Below are 14,430 nucleotides of genomic sequence, written 5' to 3' on the forward strand. Positions count from 1 at the left end.
GGGGCTGGCCGAGAGGCGCAATCGCTGGGGCGCGGCTACCCACTTATCCCCAGCGTGCTCCGCGACCGTCCCAATTTGGTACGCATTTGATTATTCGGGAAACCGTTGGTTAAAAAAGCGTTAAAAGGGGCATCATGAGACGCGCATTAGTCCTCTCTAGCGAAGCGGCCCGCCACTGGATGCGGGCCGGATTGCCGCAGCGCCGCACAATGTTCGCGGACGCACCCCAGGCTGCGCCGGTGGACTGGAAGCTGACCGCGTCGGATGTTCGCGGCGTGGCGACGACCTATTTCGCCACCTTCGCTGCAGTCCTCGCCTTCATCATCTAAGCTGTAGCCGATGCTGACGCTGCACGCCGTTCGGCGGTCAGCAGCTTGCGTCCGAGCCATGCCGACACGAGGCACATGCCGGCGCTGATCAGCACCTGCTCGACGATCGGGACACCGGCCGCGCTCATCGCCATCACCAGCAGCGAGCCGATCACCATAGCGCCCGAGTTGACGATATTGTTGGCTGCGATCGTGCGCGAGGCCTGATCGGGTGCGGCGCGCGTGGTGAGGAACGCATAGAGCGGGACCACGAACATGCCGCCCGCAACCGCGATGCCCAGCAGGCACAGCAGCAGGACGCTGGCCATGGGCCAGGCCATGAAACCGGCCACGTCGAGCAGCTCGGTCGGCTTGTCGGCCTCCCACAGCTTGGCGACGAGGTAGAAGGCGACCACGAACAGGCCCATGGCGATGACCGATTGCGGCGCATAGCGTGCCGAGACCTTGCCCTTGAGCAGCGCGTTGATGGCGACCGATCCGATGGCAACGCCGACCGAGAACACCACGAGGAAGATGCTGGCCACTTCCTTGCTGGCCATGATCACGTTCTTGGCGAGCGGCGGGAACTGGATGAACAGCACGGCGCCGATGGTCCAGAAGAAGCTGATCGCGAGGATGGCGTAGAACACCTCGTGATTGTGCATCGTGTCGCTGACCAGCTTCCGCGAGGCGCGCAGGATATGCCAGTCGAGCTTCTCGACCTTGCCCAGCGGCGGGGCCGGGGGCACCTGACGGCTTACGAGATAGCCGACGATCGACGTGACGACGATCCCGACGGCAGCGACCTCCACGGCTATCCAGCCGGCAAGGATCGTACCTGCAAGGATCGCGATATAGGTGCCGGCCTCGACAAGGCCGGTGCCGGCAAGCACCTCGTCCTTGCGCAGGTGCTGGGGCAGGATCGCGTATTTGATGGGGCCGAGGAATGTCGACTGGATGCCGGTCATGAACAGTGCCAGCAACATCAACAGGACCGGCACGCTGGTCTGCAGGCCGAAAACGCTCACCGGCAATTCGTAGCCTTTCCAGGCAAGCAGCAGTCCGCTTGCGCCGATCACCATGAGCAGGATCTCGCACGCCTTGACCTTGCGGATGATCGAGGCCTTGTCTCGCATGTCTGCAAGTTGTCCGGCCAGCGCGCTCAGGATGAAGAACGGCAGGATGAAAAGGCCCGATGCGACGGCGGAAAACATGCCCTCCGCCTCTTCCGAATTGTAGATCGAATAGACGACGAACAGGACCATGGCGGTCTTGTAGAGATTGTCGTTGAAGGCGTTGAACAGCTGCGTAACGAACAGCGGCAGGAAGCGCCTCGTGCGCAGCAAATGCGTGCTTGTGAACATGACCCCCCGAAGGACAACCTCTCTCTCGGAACCCATTGGTAGAGACATCGTGGCGGCGGACAACCCCACGCAGCGGGTTTTGCGGCGCAGCGTTTGTCGTTAGGGAGGCCGAAGATGCTGACCTTGCCCAACATCCTTACGCTTTCGCGCATCGTGGCAATCCCGCTGCTGGCCTTCCTTTTGTGGTGGCCGGGCTGGGAAGTCGGCTTCCTGATGGCTTTTGCTCTGTACTGCTTGATGGGCATTACCGACTATTTCGACGGCTACCTCGCCCGATCGAGTGGTGCGGTGTCGAAGCTGGGCATCTTCCTCGATCCGATCGCCGACAAGATCATGGTTGCCTCCGTGATCCTCGTGCTGGCGGCGCAGGGCGTACTGCGCGGGCCCTATGTTGGCGATGCGCATGTCGTGGCGGGCCTCGTCATTCTCGTGCGCGAGATTGCAGTGTCGGGCCTGCGTGAATTTCTCGGTCCGCTGCAGGTCTCGGTGCCGGTCAGCCGCCTGGCCAAGTGGAAGACGACCTTCCAGATGCTTGCGCTCGGCTCGCTCATCCTCGGGCAGGGCCTGCCAAACTGGAATGTCGTGGTGAGCGGGATCGAAGCGAATGTCCCGCATACCGTGGGCCTCGTCACGCTGTGGGGCGCAGCCATCCTGACGGTCATTACCGGATGGGATTACCTGCGGGTCGGCCTGAAACACATGGATTAAGGCGATCTGCGCCACATTCGCGCGACGAAACGTTTCACCTCATAGATGCAACGCGCGTTGCATGGTGAACTTTTTCTCAACCATTTGCGTTCATCTCATAAGTCATGAGCGCAACGTTTCACCTGATCCTGTCCTACCTTCTGAAGGTCGGCGCCGTCGCAATGGTCTTCAACGAAGTCCGCGGTCTCGTGCTGGCTGCACCGGTGCTGTACGGCATGTACACCTCGGGCGGGACGGGAATGGCAATCTGGCTCGGTATCTGTGCTCTGGGCGGCATCGCGCTGAGCGTGATCGTGCCGCTTTTCGCTTACAAGAAGCTCGACAAATTCGTGAAGTCGAAAGCTCCTGTCGAACAGTCCGCCTAACCGGCGCGCAGTTCCTCTGCCAACAATTCGAAGTCTTCCCGGCGCGGTGAATTCTTGCGCCAGATGAGCGCGATTTCGCGGCTGGCCGATTTCGACTTGAGCGGCCGCGCGACGACGTCCGTCCCGTTCAGGATTCCTGCTTCCACTGCCATGGCGGGCAACATCGTGAGGCCGAGACCATTGTCGACCATCTGTACGAGAGTGTGCAGGCTGGTACCGATCATTGTGGTCGAACCGCGTAGCTCGGGCCGGTTGCAGGCGGCGAGCGCGTGGTCCTTCAGGCAGTGCCCGTCCTCAAGCAGCAGCAAGCGGCCATCGTCGATCATGCTTGCCGGGACGCTTTCGGGCGGATCGCGCGGGTCGTCCTTGGGAAAGGCAACGTAGAGCGGATCATCCGATATATGCGCGCTGTCCACCTCGCCGGTATTGAAGGGCAGGGCGAGCAACACGCAGTCGACGCGTCCGTGCTGGAGCGATTCGACAGCATCGTGGCTGGTCTCTTCGCGCAGGAACAGTTCGAGTTCGGGGCGCTCCTTGCGGATGCGCGGCAGGAACCGCGGCAGGAGGAAGGGCGCGATCGTGGGAATCACGCTCATGCGCAGCTGGCCCGCAAGCGGCTTGCCGGCGGCCTGGACGAGATCGGCAAGCTCTTCCGCCTCGCGCAGGACACGGTGCGCCTTTTCGACCACCTGGTTGCCTAGTGCCGTGAAACGCACGACCCGGCGACTGCGCTCGACAAGCGTCACTCCGAGAAGCGATTCCAGTTCGCGGATGCCTGCCGACAGGGTCGATTGCGAGACGAAGCTCGCCTCGGCGGCACGGCCGAAATGGCCATGCTCGTGCAGCGCCACGAGATATTGCAGTTGCTTCAGGGTGGGGAGGTAAGTGCTCACCCGGCCTCTGCCTCGGTAATGATCTCGTCCTGCGCGGCTTGCATCATGCCTGCGTGGACATCATCGACATGGGTCATCAGCAGCTTGCCGTCCTTCACGGCAAAGGCGAGTCGCCCTTCGACCAGTTCGAGCGCATCCTTGCCGAAGACCTCGTAGCGCCAGCCTTCGAGGATCGGCAACTTTCGGACACCTGCCGCAAGCGCTTCCATCTCGTCAGCACGCGTTAGCAGACGGGCGGCGACGTCGATCTCGCGGGCGCGGATCTTGAGCAGCAGCTTGAGCAGGTCAGCGACCAGCGCACCTTCCTTGCCGAGCGGGGCACCGCGCTTGGGCTTGGCGGGCATCTCTTCCTTGGCAAGCGGTTCGGCCTTGTCGAGTACCTTCATCAGGCGCTTGCCGATGTCGTTGTCCTTCCACGCATTCGAGAGGCCGCGGACCTTGGTGAGATCACCCTGCTTCTTGGGCGGGTGGCTCGCGATGTCGGCCAGCGTCTCGTCGCGCATGATGCGGCCGCGGGGGATGTTCTTGTGCTTGGCTTCGCCCTCGCGCCATGCCGCCAGCGCCTTGAGACGTCCGAGAACGGTGGGGTTGCGGCCCGGCGAGCGGATTCGCTTCCATGCCTGGTCCGCGTCATTGGCATAGTTCGCCGGGTCGGCGAGCTTTTCCATCTCGGCATTGAGCCATGCACCGCGGCCGGTTTTCACCAGCTTGTTCAGGATCTTGGGGAAGATCTTCGAAAGGTGCGTCACGTCGCCGATCGCATATTCGATCTGGCGGTCGGTCAGCGGACGGCGGCTCCAGTCGGTGAAGCGCGCGCCCTTGTCGATGGTCAGAGAGAGCCAGCTCTCGACCAGGTTGGCATAGCCGATCTGCTCGTTCTGGCTGATCGCCATCATCGCGATCTGCGTGTCGAAGATCGGATGGGGCGTCTTGCCGGTGAAGTTATAGACGATCTCGACGTCCTGTCCGCCGGCGTGGAAGACTTTGAGGACTTCCTCGTTGTCGCACAGCAGGTCCCACAGGGGGGTGAGGTCGATGTCGTCGGCGAGCGGATCGATTGCCGCTGCCTCCTCCTCGTTCGCGATCTGGACGAGGCAAAGCTCCGGCCAGTACGTATTCTCGCGCATGAACTCGGTATCGACGGTGACGAATTCGCTCTTCGCCAGGCGCTCGCAAAGCTCTGCGAGGCGTTCGGTATCGGTAATCAGGTCGTGTATTTTCATCGTATCATTTCTGTCGTCTGAGCGGAGTACCGCTCCCGCACCATGCGCGAACCTTGACAAAAGCCCGCTGGTGCCCTGTTAGCGCGCGCGATTCCCCGCTAGGGGAGCGCGACGCCAGCGCCCTTAGCGCCTTACATCCCAAAATGGAAAGAATTCCAGATGCACGCCTATCGTACCCACACCTGCGCAGCGCTGACCAAGGACAATGTCGGCGATACCGTCCGTCTTTCCGGCTGGGTGCATAACAAGCGCGACCATGGCGGCGTGCTCTTCGTCGACCTGCGCGACCACTATGGCATCACGCAGATCGTGGCCGACAGCGACAGCCCGGCGCTGCCCGTGCTCGAGAAGATGAAGCTGGAATCGGTCGTCACCATCGACGGCACGGTGAAGGCGCGCGACGAGGTTGCGGTCAACAAGAACCTGCCGACCGGCGAGATCGAGGTCTTCGCCCGCGAAATCACGGTGCAGAGCCGCGCGGACGACCTGCCGCTGATCGTCAACCAGGCCGAAGACTATCCGGAAGAAACGCGTCTCAAGTACCGTTTCGTCGACCTGCGCCGCGAGCGCGTCCACAACAACATCATGCTGCGCAACCAGGTCATCACCAGCCTGCGCCGCCGCATGACCGACCAGGGCTTCAGCGAGTTCCAGACGCCGATCCTCGGTGCCTCCTCGCCCGAAGGCGCGCGCGACTACCTCGTGCCCAGCCGCCTCCACCCGGGCCGCTTCTACGCGCTTCCGCAGGCGCCGCAGATGTTCAAGCAGCTGCTGATGGTCGCCGGTTTCGACCGCTACTTCCAGATCGCGCCCTGTTTCCGCGACGAAGACCTGCGCGCAGATCGTTCGCCCGAATTCTACCAGCTCGACTTCGAGATGAGCTTCGTGACGCAGGAAGACGTCTTCCAGGCGATCGAACCCGTCCTCGCCGGCGTGTTCGAAGAGTTTGCCAACGGCAAGACCGTGACGCCTGCCGGTGAATTCCCGCGCATCCCCTATGCGGAATCGATGCTGAAGTACGGCACCGACAAGCCCGACCTGCGTAACCCGCTGATCATTTCGGACGTGACCCACCACTTCGAGAAGTCCGGCTTCGGCCTCTTCGAGAAGATCGTCGGCACCGGCGGCAAGGTCCGCGTCGTGCCTGCTCCGAACACGCATGAGAAGAGCCGGAAGTTCTTCGACGAAATGAACGACTGGGCCCGCAAGGAAGGTTTTGCCGGCCTCGGCTACGTCACCCGCAAGGGCGGCGAATTCGGCGGCCCGATCGCCAAGAACCACGGCACCGAAGGCATGGAAAAGCTCTACGCCGAACTCGGCCTTGGCGAAAATGACGGCCTCTTCTTTGCTGCCGGCAAGGAAAAGGACGCCGCCAAGCTTGCTGGTGCTGCGCGCACCCGCGTCGCCGAAGTGCTCGAGCTGATCGAAGAGAACTGCTTCAAGTTCTGCTGGATCGTCGACTTCCCGATGTTCGAGTACGACGAAGAGGCGAAGAAGGTCGACTTCAGCCACAACCCCTTCTCGATGCCGCAGGGCGAGATGGAAGCGCTGGAGACGAAGGACCCGCTCGATATCCTCGCATGGCAGTACGACATCGTCTGCAACGGCTACGAGTTGTCCTCGGGCGCCATCCGTAACCACCGCCCGGACATCATGTACAAGGCCTTCGAAATCGCCGGCTACTCGCAGGCCGACGTGGACGAGAACTTCTCGGGCATGATCGAGGCGTTCAAGCTCGGTGCACCGCCGCACGGTGGTTCGGCTCCGGGCATCGACCGTATCGTGATGCTGCTCGCCGACGAGCCGAACATTCGCGAAGTGATCGCATTCCCGCTGAACCAGAAAGCGCAGGATCTGATGATGGGCGCACCTAGCCTCGTCAGCCCGCGCCAGCTGCGCGACGTGCACATCCGCACCATCGATGCACCCAAGCCGGGAGGCGCAGAGGCGACGCGCGTGGACAAAGCCGGCGACAACAGCTGATCCCGGCCAGCTTCGCGGACGTCGTGCCGCGTTCCAGATCGTGAGGTCAACGCCGGCGGCGGCAAGGGAAAATCCTTGCTGTCGCCCGGCTTGTTCATATTCCAATCACTTTTCCTGACTAATCTTGGGTCGAACAGACAACGCAGGGGGCGTTCAAGTGAAGTATCTTTCGAAGTCGATTGCGGTAACGACTGCAGTTGCAGCAAGCATCATTCCGGCGGCAGTTTCGGCAGAAACTCTCCCTGTTTCAGCGGTTTACGCTGCGGGTCAGGATGCTCCTTCGGAATTCCAGACACTCGTGGTCGAGCGATTCGACGGCAATGAAGGCGCGAAATTCGCGCTCGAACTGCGCAATGCGCTGAGCCGCGCCCGCATCGACGGCGAGAACTACTTCGAGGTTCGCCGCGATTCGGGTCTTGGCGAAGGCGAAGGCCCCGCGGCGTGGATCAACGGCACTGCCTTTTCGGAGGTCGAACGGCTGCCTGCGGGCACCACCGAGGAGCGCAAGTGTGTACGCAAGGACGCGGACAAGAAATGCGTCGAGTATCGCACGTACACCTACAGCTGCCGTGAGTTGACCGTGCGTCTCACCGGCGAGGTGCAGATGCTCGATGCGCGTGACGAACTCGTTTACGACCGCGGTTTCTCGACCACCGGCTCGCAGCGGTACTGCAGGAACCAGAGCAGCGTTCCCTCGGTGAGCGACATGGTCACCGGCATGGTCGAACGCTTTGCCTGGGAAGTCCGCAGCGATTTCGCTCCGATCCAGCGCAACGAGGACATCCGCGTCCTCGAAAGCCGCAAGGATATGGAAAAGCCGCTGCGCAAGCCGTTCAAGAAGGCGCTCAAACTAACCAAGTCGGACTGGGCGGCAGCCTGCGCCGAGTTCGACCGTCTCAACGAGGCGCAGCCGGGTCATATCACGCTGACCTTCAATGCCGGCCTGTGCCGCGAGGTCGTGGGTGATCTGGAGGGCGCAGTCGAGCTTTACCAGCGCACGCTCGAGCTCGAGCCGGGCAAGGATTATCCGACCGCCGGCTTGTCGCGCATAGCATCCCGCCAGCGCGCCGAGGAACAGCTCGCCATCCATTATGCAGAGCCCGCCGAGGAGCAATATGCTGCGGGCGAGGAAGGCAATGTCGAGGCCGAGACTGCCGCTTCGGGCGCTGCACAGTAGGAAACGCGGAGGCGCGTGGAAGAGTTGACGCAGGGTCAAGCTGGCCCTTGCACTAGCGCGCGCCCTTCATTAGGGCGATCAGCAATTATCAAACCCCCAAGATGAGAGGGAATAGAATGAGCGATACTGCCGACCGCGTGCAGAAGATTGTCGTCGAGCATCTCGGCGTCGAGGCCGACAAGGTCACCCAGGAAGCTAGCTTCATCGATGATCTGGGCGCAGACAGCCTCGACATCGTCGAGCTGGTCATGGCGTTCGAAGAAGAATTCGGTGTCGAAATCCCCGACGATGCGGCTGAGAAGATCACCACCGTCGGCGACGCGACCAAGTACATCGAAGAGCACAAGGGCTAATCCCTAGCTGTTCAATTGCCCGCCAGCAGGCGGGACCGGACAGGCCCGACCCTCATGATGGGCCGGGCCTGTTGTCTTTTTTGCGGAGAATTTCATGCGTCGTGTCGTCGTAACCGGTCTTGGCCTGGTCACCCCCCTCGGAGGTGACGTCGAAACCTCGTGGAAGAACCTTATCGCCGGCAAGAGCGGGGCAGGGCAGATTACCCGCTTCGACACATCGAACCAGAAGGCCACGATCGCCTGCGAGGTAAAGGACAAGGACCACGAGTGGGGCTTCGATGCCGACAAGCGCGTCGACCATAAGGTCCAGCGCCAGGTCGATCCCTTCATCGTCTATGGTATCGATGCCGCCGGACAGGCGATCGAAGATGCCGGCCTTGAAGACATGGACGAGGCGACCAAGCTGCGCGCTGGCGTTTCGATCGGCTCGGGCATCGGCGGCCTGCCGGGCATCGAGAGTGAATCGATCGTCCTGCATGAACGCGGCCCCGGCCGTGTCAGCCCGCACTTCGTCCACGGACGCCTGATCAACCTCATCAGCGGCCAGGTCTCGATCAAATACGGCCTGATGGGTCCGAACCACGCTGTCGTGACCGCCTGCTCGACCGGCGCACACTCGATCGGCGATGCCGCACGCATGATCGCCCTCGACGATGCCGACATCATGCTGGCTGGCGGTGCGGAAAGCACCATCAACCCGCTCGGTGTTGCCGGCTTCGCCCAGGCACGCGCGCTCAACATGAGCATGAACGACCGTCCCGAAGAGGCCAGCCGCCCATACGACAAGAACCGTGACGGCTTCGTCATGGGCGAGGGCGCAGGCGTCGTCGTGCTCGAGGAATACGAGCACGCCAAGGCACGCGGTGCGAAGATCTACGCCGAAGTCGTCGGTTACGGCCTGTCGGGCGACGCATACCACGTCACCGCGCCGCACCCTGAAGGCAAGGGCGCCGAACTGGCCATGCGCATGGCACTGAAGAAGTCGGGTCTCGAGCCCTGCGACATCGATTACGTCAATGCGCACGGCACCTCGACCATGGCCGACACGATCGAACTGGCCGCCGTCAAGCGCGTGCTGGGCGACGATCTGTGCGGTGCTTCGATGAGCTCGACCAAGTCGGCCATCGGTCACCTCCTGGGCGGTGCGGGCGCCGTGGAAGCAATCTTCTGCATCCTCGCGATCCGTGACCAGATCGTGCCCCCGACGCTCAACCTGACCGATCCGGACGAAGGCACCGAAGGTGTCGACCTTGTCCCGCTCGAGGCGAAGAAGCGCGAAGTGAAGGCCTGCCTCAACAACAGCTTCGGCTTCGGCGGCACCAACGCATCGCTGATCGTCAAGAAGGTCGACTAAGGTGAAAAAGGCTGCCCTCACACTGGGGGCTGCCGTCGCGCTGCTGATTGCAGGCGCCGGCATCTGGTTCGCGAACGGCTGGTACGGCACTTCTACCGTTTCCAAGAACGCCGGCTTCGTCGTGCCGCAGGGTGCGTCGGTCACCGCCATTGCGCGCAAGCTGGAGACTGAGGGGCTCATACCGTCTGCCGACGATTTCCTGCTGCGTGCACGCATCTTTGCGGGCGATGGCACCATCAAGGCCGGAGAGTATTCGATCCCGGAGATGTCCACTCCATCGGACATTATGGACATTCTCCAGAGCGGCGACGTGGTGCTCAACTTCGTGACCATTCCCGAGGGGCTGCCCTCGATACTGGTGCATGAGCGATTGATGGCGGTGGAAGGGCTCGTCGGCGAGATCGAGGTGCCCGAGGAGGGTTCGATCCTTCCCGACACCTACGATTTCCAGAAGGGCGAGGAACGTTCCGCCGTGATTTCTCGCATGCAGGCCGCGATGGATGCCTATCTCGCCGAAGCTTGGGAGAAGCGCACTGACAAGGCTGTGGTAAAGACTCCCGAGGAAGCGCTGATCCTTGCCTCGATTGTCGAGAAAGAGACCGCCCAGGCTGACGAGCGCCCCATGGTCGCAGGCGCGCTGTCGAACCGCGTGCGGATCGGCATGATGCTGGGCGCGGACGCTACGACGATCTACCCGATCACCAAGGGCAAGCCGCTCGGCCGCCGGATCCGCGTGTCCGAGCTCCGTAGCACCAATCCCTACAATACCCGCGCGGTCGCCGGACTTCCTCCCGGTCCCATCACCAATCCCGGCCGCGAGAGCATCGCTGCCGTGCTCGACCCGGCGGAAACCAAGGCGCTCTACTATGTTGCCGATGGCACGGGCGGGCATGTCTTCGCCGAGACGCTCGAAGAGCATAATCGCAACGCCGCCAAGTGGCGGGCGCTGCGCCGCGAACGCGGGGAAATGTGAGCGAGGGCGACGCGCCCCTGATCCTGACGGCGGAACTCCCGCCCGAACTGCATCGCCGGTTTACCGACCTCAGAACGCAGCATTTTCCGCCCGAGCGCAACTACCTCGAGGCGCATGTCACGCTGTTCCACGCGCTTCCCGCCCAGTGCGAGGACGAAGCGCGGCGCTATCTGGCGCGGCTTGTCGGTGAAGTGCCGCCCATCGAAGGGCGCGTCGAGGGCCTGATGTCACTCGGCGGAGGAACTGCAATCAAGCTTTCGAGCCCCGATCTCCTTGCGCTGCGCGACGAGATCGCCGAGCATTTTCGCGGCATGCTCACCAAGCAGGACCAGCATCGCCCGCGGCTGCACGTCACGATCCAGAACAAGGTGACATCCAAGGAAGCCAAGGCCTTGCAGGCCGAGCTTTCGGGCCTGATCGAGCCGCGCGAATTCGCCTTTCCGGGCCTCGCGCTTCACATCTATCGCGGCGGTCCGTGGGAATTCGTGCGCCGGTTCGCATTTCGCGGGAAATGAGTGTTGACCAAGGTGGCTGCGCGCCCTAAATGCGCCGCCTGCCGAGCGGGCAGCCCACTTTGTCGGGGACCCGCCGCATGGCCTTTCGGGGCGGAGTAGCTCAGGTGGTTAGAGCAGCGGAATCATAATCCGCGTGTCGGGGGTTCGAGTCCCTCCTCCGCTACCAGAAATGACCAGAGGCCCGTCAGCGCCCAAGGCTGGCTCTCCATCAAGAACACCCTTGCCGAGCGCCTTCGACCAAAGTCGGGCGGTGCTTCGCCGGCATCTCTGCTATGGCATGACCATGGCCAGCGAATTGAGCGAGGTCCGTTCCTTCCTGGGCGATGCTCCGCCCTTCGACCGGTTGAGCGAGGACCAGCAGTCGCGCATCGCGAGGCGTATTGTCGTGCGCTATTTCCGTTCGGGTGAGACAATCCTCGAGGCCGGATCGCACAACGACCAGCTCTTCATCATCCGTAGCGGTGCGGTCGAGCTTCGTCTCGCGGGCGAGGATCTTACCATGCGTCTGGGGCAGGGCGGGTGTTTTGCCTATCCTTCGCTGCTGCGCGGCGGAGAGGTACGGAATACCACCAGGGCGCTGGAGGACACGCTCGTCTATTGCCTTCCCGCGACGGAATTCCACCGCCTTCGCGAGGAAAGTGAGAGCCTGCGTGAGTATTTCAACGAAAGCGAGACTGAACGCATTCGCGCCGCCGTCCGCGACTTGAGGCAGAAGCGATCGAGTTCGCTCGAACATGCCACGATCGAGCAGCTGATCGTGCATAGCGATCCGGTCTCCTGCCCGCCTGAAATGCCCGTCTGCGATGCCGCGGCCCTGATGAGCGAGCGCGACGTCAGTACTCTGGCTATTTGCGACGAGGGAGGCTTGCTCGGCATATTCACCGACAAGGACCTGCGCCGCCGGGTTGTTGCGGCACGCTTCCCGCTCGACAATCCGGTGCGCGAGGTGATGACCGCATCGCCGCAGACGCTGCCCCGCGATGCAAGCGCGGCCGAGGCGATGGCGCTGATGGCCGCGGGGGGCTTCCGGCACATTCCCATCCTCGGCGATGGAGGCGAACTCCTCGCCGTCCTGAGCGCCACCGATATCCTCGCCTTTCTCGGCGACAGTGCGATCGATACCGGCATGCTGGTGGCGAAAGCCGCCGGACCCGCCCCCCTCGTCGCAGCGTCCGCGCAAATCCCGGAAAGCTTCGCCCGCATGGAGGCAGGTGGCTTTCATGCCGAGCACATCATGCGCTTCACATCGGCGCTTGGCGAAGCGGTGCATCGCAAGGCAGCGCAGCTGGCCGAGGCGGAGCTTGGGCCACCTCCTGTCCCCTATGCCCTCTTGGCATTCGGTTCATTGGCTCGAGGCGAGCAGCTTGTCGGGTCGGACCAGGACAACGGCATCGTCATGGACGACCGCGTCGATGAGGAGGGAAGGGCGTATTTCGCGGCGCTGGGCGAGCGCATTTCAGACCTCTTGGACGACAGCGGCTTCGTCTATTGCAAGGGCGGGATCATGGCGAAGAACCCGGAGCAGCGGCTCACGGCGAGCGAGTGGAAGGATCGTTATGCACGCTGGATCGCCGATCCCGACGAGGATTCCATCCTGCGTGCCACGATCTACTTCGACATGCGCGCGGTCCACGGGGACGTGGGCCTCGCCGGACGTCTGCACGAGGATGTCGTTGCCCTCGCGAGCCAATCCCCGCTATTCGTGAGCTTCCTCGCGCGCGACGCCCAGCGCAGCAAGATACCGCTCGGGATATTCCGCAATCTCGTCCTGGAAAAATCGGAAGACGGCCAGAAGGTCTTCGACGCCAAGGCGCAGGCGATCATGCCGGCGATCGACATCGCGCGTACCCTGGCACTGTCCGAGGGTCTTTCGGAGACGGGCACGTTGGAACGTCTGGAGGCACTCGCAGCCTCGGGCCATATGTCGCCGGGCGATGCGGAGAGCCTCAAGGACGCCTTCCTGCTCGTCAACGAGTTGAGGATCACGCACCAGGCAGAGCAGGTCCGGACCGATACCGCGCCGGACAACCTGATCAATCCGCGAAAGCTGAGCCCTCTCGAGAGGGAATACCTCAAGGATGCCTTCAAGGTGATCGGCAGCGGGCTGGACTCGCTCAAGCGCAATCTGGCGGGCGGCATTGCTTGAGGCCTTGCGCAAATGGCGCTTTGCCCGGCGCCTGAAGGAGTGTGGGCGATCGGACCATGCATCGCTGCGGGCCTATGCCGAAGCCGAATGGCCGGCTGCGAGTGCGCCGATCTCGCATGTCCCGCTCCTCGCGCTCGACTTCGAGCTCGACGGCCTCGGCAAGGATGCGCATGTCTTGCAGGCCGGGTGGCTACCTTTCAACCTGTCCGGGATCGACCTTTCGCAAGCAAGCAGCCGCGATATCAGGAGCAAGGCCCGGCTCGACGATGATGCGGTCGCGGTCCACGGCATCGGCGAGACACGCGCGAGGGAAGGCGAACATCGCCACAAGGTGACCGACGAGTTGCTCGCAGCGCTGGCGGGCAAGGTGGTCGTGGCCCACGGAGCGTCAATCGAACGCGGAGTTGTCGAGCGGCTGGTCGCACAGCGTTTCGGCATTGCCCCGCCGGTCAGGGCCATCTGCACGCTCGAGTTGGAGCGCAAGCTCAGTCCGGGGCTCGTCGGGACGGAAGCCTACCGGCTGGAGGCATCCCGGGCACGCTACAACCTTTCGCCGCATTCCCAGCATGATGCGCTCGCTGATGCGCTGGCATCTGCCGAGCTGTTTCTCGCGCAATTGACGCGTATGGGTCGCGAAATGAGCCTCGGCTCACTGGAGTGCTGAGCCCGCATTAGACTTATGTCGCGCTCGTCCGGCGGCGTTCCTCCGCATAGCCTTCCCGGCAAAGCTCCCGAATCCATGGGCGCTTTGCAGACCGGAGAGGAAGAAAGGGGGAGGCTATGGCCGACGAGAACGACACCCACCAGACGAGCGAAGCGGAGGGCGCCTACTGGCGTGACAATATCCGCCTGCTGGTCTCACTCATGGCGATCTGGTTCGCCTGTTCCTTCGGGGCCGGAATCCTGTTCCGCGACTTCCTCGACCAGTTCATGCTCGGCGGATACCCGCTCGGCTTCTGGTTCGCCCAGCAGGGCTCCATCTACATCTTCATCGCGCTCATCGTCTTCTACGTCGTCCGTATGAAGGCGCTCGAGCGCAAGTACGATCTCGACGACTGAGGAGGCGAT

At 62.8% G+C, this 14,430-nt stretch carries 15 protein-coding genes and 1 tRNA gene; 13 read left to right on the top strand and 3 right to left on the bottom strand.

What is annotated here, in order from left to right; genetic code table 11:
- The first annotated feature begins 134 nt into the window (after positions 1-134).
- A complete protein-coding gene (locus K3163_RS05790) occupies positions 135-329 on the top strand; it encodes a hypothetical protein (RefSeq protein ID WP_221428800.1) in 195 nt (64 codons plus the stop codon).
- On the opposite strand, the gene K3163_RS05795 is transcribed toward K3163_RS05790, so the two are convergent.
- The gene (locus K3163_RS05795) at positions 326-1,672 is read right to left on the bottom strand and encodes an MFS transporter (RefSeq protein ID WP_221553468.1); all 1,347 of its coding nucleotides are present in this window, start codon (positions 1,670-1,672) and stop codon (positions 326-328) included. The two genes, K3163_RS05790 and K3163_RS05795, sit on opposite strands and share 4 nt — an antisense overlap.
- A 114-nt stretch (positions 1,673-1,786) precedes the next feature.
- On the opposite strand from K3163_RS05795, the gene pgsA reads away from it, so the two are divergent.
- Together pgsA and K3163_RS05805 are read left to right on the top strand one after the other, a co-directional pair.
- Positions 1,787-2,380 carry a CDP-diacylglycerol--glycerol-3-phosphate 3-phosphatidyltransferase gene (gene pgsA / locus K3163_RS05800; RefSeq protein WP_221553469.1) on the top strand — a complete coding sequence of 198 codons (594 nt, stop codon included), beginning with the start codon at positions 1,787-1,789 and terminating at the stop codon, positions 2,378-2,380.
- A gap of 104 nt (positions 2,381-2,484) precedes the next feature.
- Positions 2,485-2,745, top strand: coding sequence for a hypothetical protein (locus K3163_RS05805; RefSeq protein WP_221428797.1), 261 nt, complete (start codon positions 2,485-2,487; stop codon positions 2,743-2,745).
- Here the strand turns inward: K3163_RS05805 and K3163_RS05810 are convergent.
- Both K3163_RS05810 and rnd read right to left on the bottom strand, forming a co-directional pair.
- On the bottom strand, positions 2,742-3,638 hold the full coding sequence (locus K3163_RS05810; RefSeq protein WP_221428796.1) for a hydrogen peroxide-inducible genes activator: 897 nt from the start codon (positions 3,636-3,638) through the stop codon (positions 2,742-2,744). The two genes, K3163_RS05805 and K3163_RS05810, sit on opposite strands and share 4 nt — an antisense overlap.
- Complete coding sequence (gene rnd, locus K3163_RS05815) at positions 3,635-4,861, bottom strand: ribonuclease D (protein WP_221553470.1); 1,227 nt, start codon at positions 4,859-4,861, stop codon at positions 3,635-3,637. The genes K3163_RS05810 and rnd overlap by 4 nt, the downstream gene beginning before the upstream one ends.
- 159 nt (positions 4,862-5,020) lie before the next feature.
- Here rnd and aspS point away from each other — a divergent pair, with 159 nt between their 5' ends.
- The 10 genes from aspS to K3163_RS05865 all read left to right on the top strand — a co-directional run bounded on the left by aspS (position 5,021) and on the right by K3163_RS05865 (position 14,421).
- Positions 5,021-6,844 carry an aspartate--tRNA ligase gene (gene aspS / locus K3163_RS05820; RefSeq protein ID WP_221553471.1) on the top strand — a complete coding sequence of 608 codons (1,824 nt, stop codon included), beginning with the start codon at positions 5,021-5,023 and terminating at the stop codon, positions 6,842-6,844.
- Positions 6,845-7,001: 157 nt separating this feature from the next.
- Positions 7,002-8,021 carry a tetratricopeptide repeat protein gene (locus K3163_RS05825; protein ID WP_221553472.1) on the top strand — a complete coding sequence of 340 codons (1,020 nt, stop codon included), beginning with the start codon at positions 7,002-7,004 and terminating at the stop codon, positions 8,019-8,021.
- Positions 8,022-8,137: 116 nt separating this feature from the next.
- On the top strand, positions 8,138-8,374 hold the full coding sequence (locus tag K3163_RS05830; protein ID WP_006834437.1) for an acyl carrier protein: 237 nt from the start codon (positions 8,138-8,140) through the stop codon (positions 8,372-8,374).
- 94 nt (positions 8,375-8,468) lie between these two features.
- Positions 8,469-9,728 carry a beta-ketoacyl-ACP synthase II gene (gene fabF / locus K3163_RS05835; RefSeq protein WP_221553473.1) on the top strand — a complete coding sequence of 420 codons (1,260 nt, stop codon included), beginning with the start codon at positions 8,469-8,471 and terminating at the stop codon, positions 9,726-9,728.
- Position 9,729: 1 nt separating this feature from the next.
- The gene (gene mltG / locus K3163_RS05840; RefSeq protein ID WP_221553474.1) at positions 9,730-10,701 is read left to right on the top strand and encodes an endolytic transglycosylase MltG; all 972 of its coding nucleotides are present in this window, start codon (positions 9,730-9,732) and stop codon (positions 10,699-10,701) included.
- On the top strand, positions 10,698-11,216 hold the full coding sequence (locus tag K3163_RS05845; protein WP_221553475.1) for a 2'-5' RNA ligase family protein: 519 nt from the start codon (positions 10,698-10,700) through the stop codon (positions 11,214-11,216). The genes mltG and K3163_RS05845 overlap by 4 nt, the downstream gene beginning before the upstream one ends.
- Before the next feature lie 89 nt (positions 11,217-11,305).
- Positions 11,306-11,382 (top strand) — tRNA-Met (locus K3163_RS05850).
- A 117-nt stretch (positions 11,383-11,499) separates the two neighbouring features.
- Positions 11,500-13,362: a DUF294 nucleotidyltransferase-like domain-containing protein gene (locus K3163_RS05855; protein WP_221553476.1), complete on the top strand. Its 1,863-nt coding sequence runs from the start codon at positions 11,500-11,502 to the stop codon at positions 13,360-13,362.
- Positions 13,363-13,366: 4 nt separating this feature from the next.
- Complete coding sequence (locus K3163_RS05860) at positions 13,367-14,026, top strand: exonuclease domain-containing protein (RefSeq protein ID WP_221553477.1); 660 nt, start codon at positions 13,367-13,369, stop codon at positions 14,024-14,026.
- A gap of 116 nt (positions 14,027-14,142) precedes the next feature.
- Positions 14,143-14,421: a DUF4212 domain-containing protein gene (locus K3163_RS05865; RefSeq protein ID WP_221428787.1), complete on the top strand. Its 279-nt coding sequence runs from the start codon at positions 14,143-14,145 to the stop codon at positions 14,419-14,421.
- Positions 14,422-14,430: the final 9 nt, after the last annotated feature.

This window comes from Qipengyuania xiapuensis (assembly GCF_019711395.1).
Lineage (GTDB): Bacteria > Pseudomonadota > Alphaproteobacteria > Sphingomonadales > Sphingomonadaceae > Qipengyuania > Qipengyuania xiapuensis.

What these genes read in the sequence shown, in the direction of transcription:
- rnd (WP_221553470.1), bottom strand. Translation starts at nt 4,861, where the DNA reads ATGAAAATACACGACCTGATTACCGATACCGAACGCCTCGCAGAGCTT.
- aspS (WP_221553471.1), top strand. Translation starts at nt 5,021, where the DNA reads ATGCACGCCTATCGTACCCACACCTGCGCAGCGCTGACCAAGGACAAT.
- K3163_RS05865 (WP_221428787.1), top strand. Translation starts at nt 14,143, where the DNA reads ATGGCCGACGAGAACGACACCCACCAGACGAGCGAAGCGGAGGGCGCC.
- K3163_RS05805 (WP_221428797.1), top strand. Translation starts at nt 2,485, where the DNA reads ATGAGCGCAACGTTTCACCTGATCCTGTCCTACCTTCTGAAGGTCGGC.
- K3163_RS05795 (WP_221553468.1), bottom strand. Translation starts at nt 1,672, where the DNA reads ATGTTCACAAGCACGCATTTGCTGCGCACGAGGCGCTTCCTGCCGCTG.
- K3163_RS05855 (WP_221553476.1), top strand. Translation starts at nt 11,500, where the DNA reads ATGGCCAGCGAATTGAGCGAGGTCCGTTCCTTCCTGGGCGATGCTCCG.
- K3163_RS05830 (WP_006834437.1), top strand. Translation starts at nt 8,138, where the DNA reads ATGAGCGATACTGCCGACCGCGTGCAGAAGATTGTCGTCGAGCATCTC.
- fabF (WP_221553473.1), top strand. Translation starts at nt 8,469, where the DNA reads ATGCGTCGTGTCGTCGTAACCGGTCTTGGCCTGGTCACCCCCCTCGGA.
- pgsA (WP_221553469.1), top strand. Translation starts at nt 1,787, where the DNA reads ATGCTGACCTTGCCCAACATCCTTACGCTTTCGCGCATCGTGGCAATC.
- K3163_RS05790 (WP_221428800.1), top strand. Translation starts at nt 135, where the DNA reads ATGAGACGCGCATTAGTCCTCTCTAGCGAAGCGGCCCGCCACTGGATG.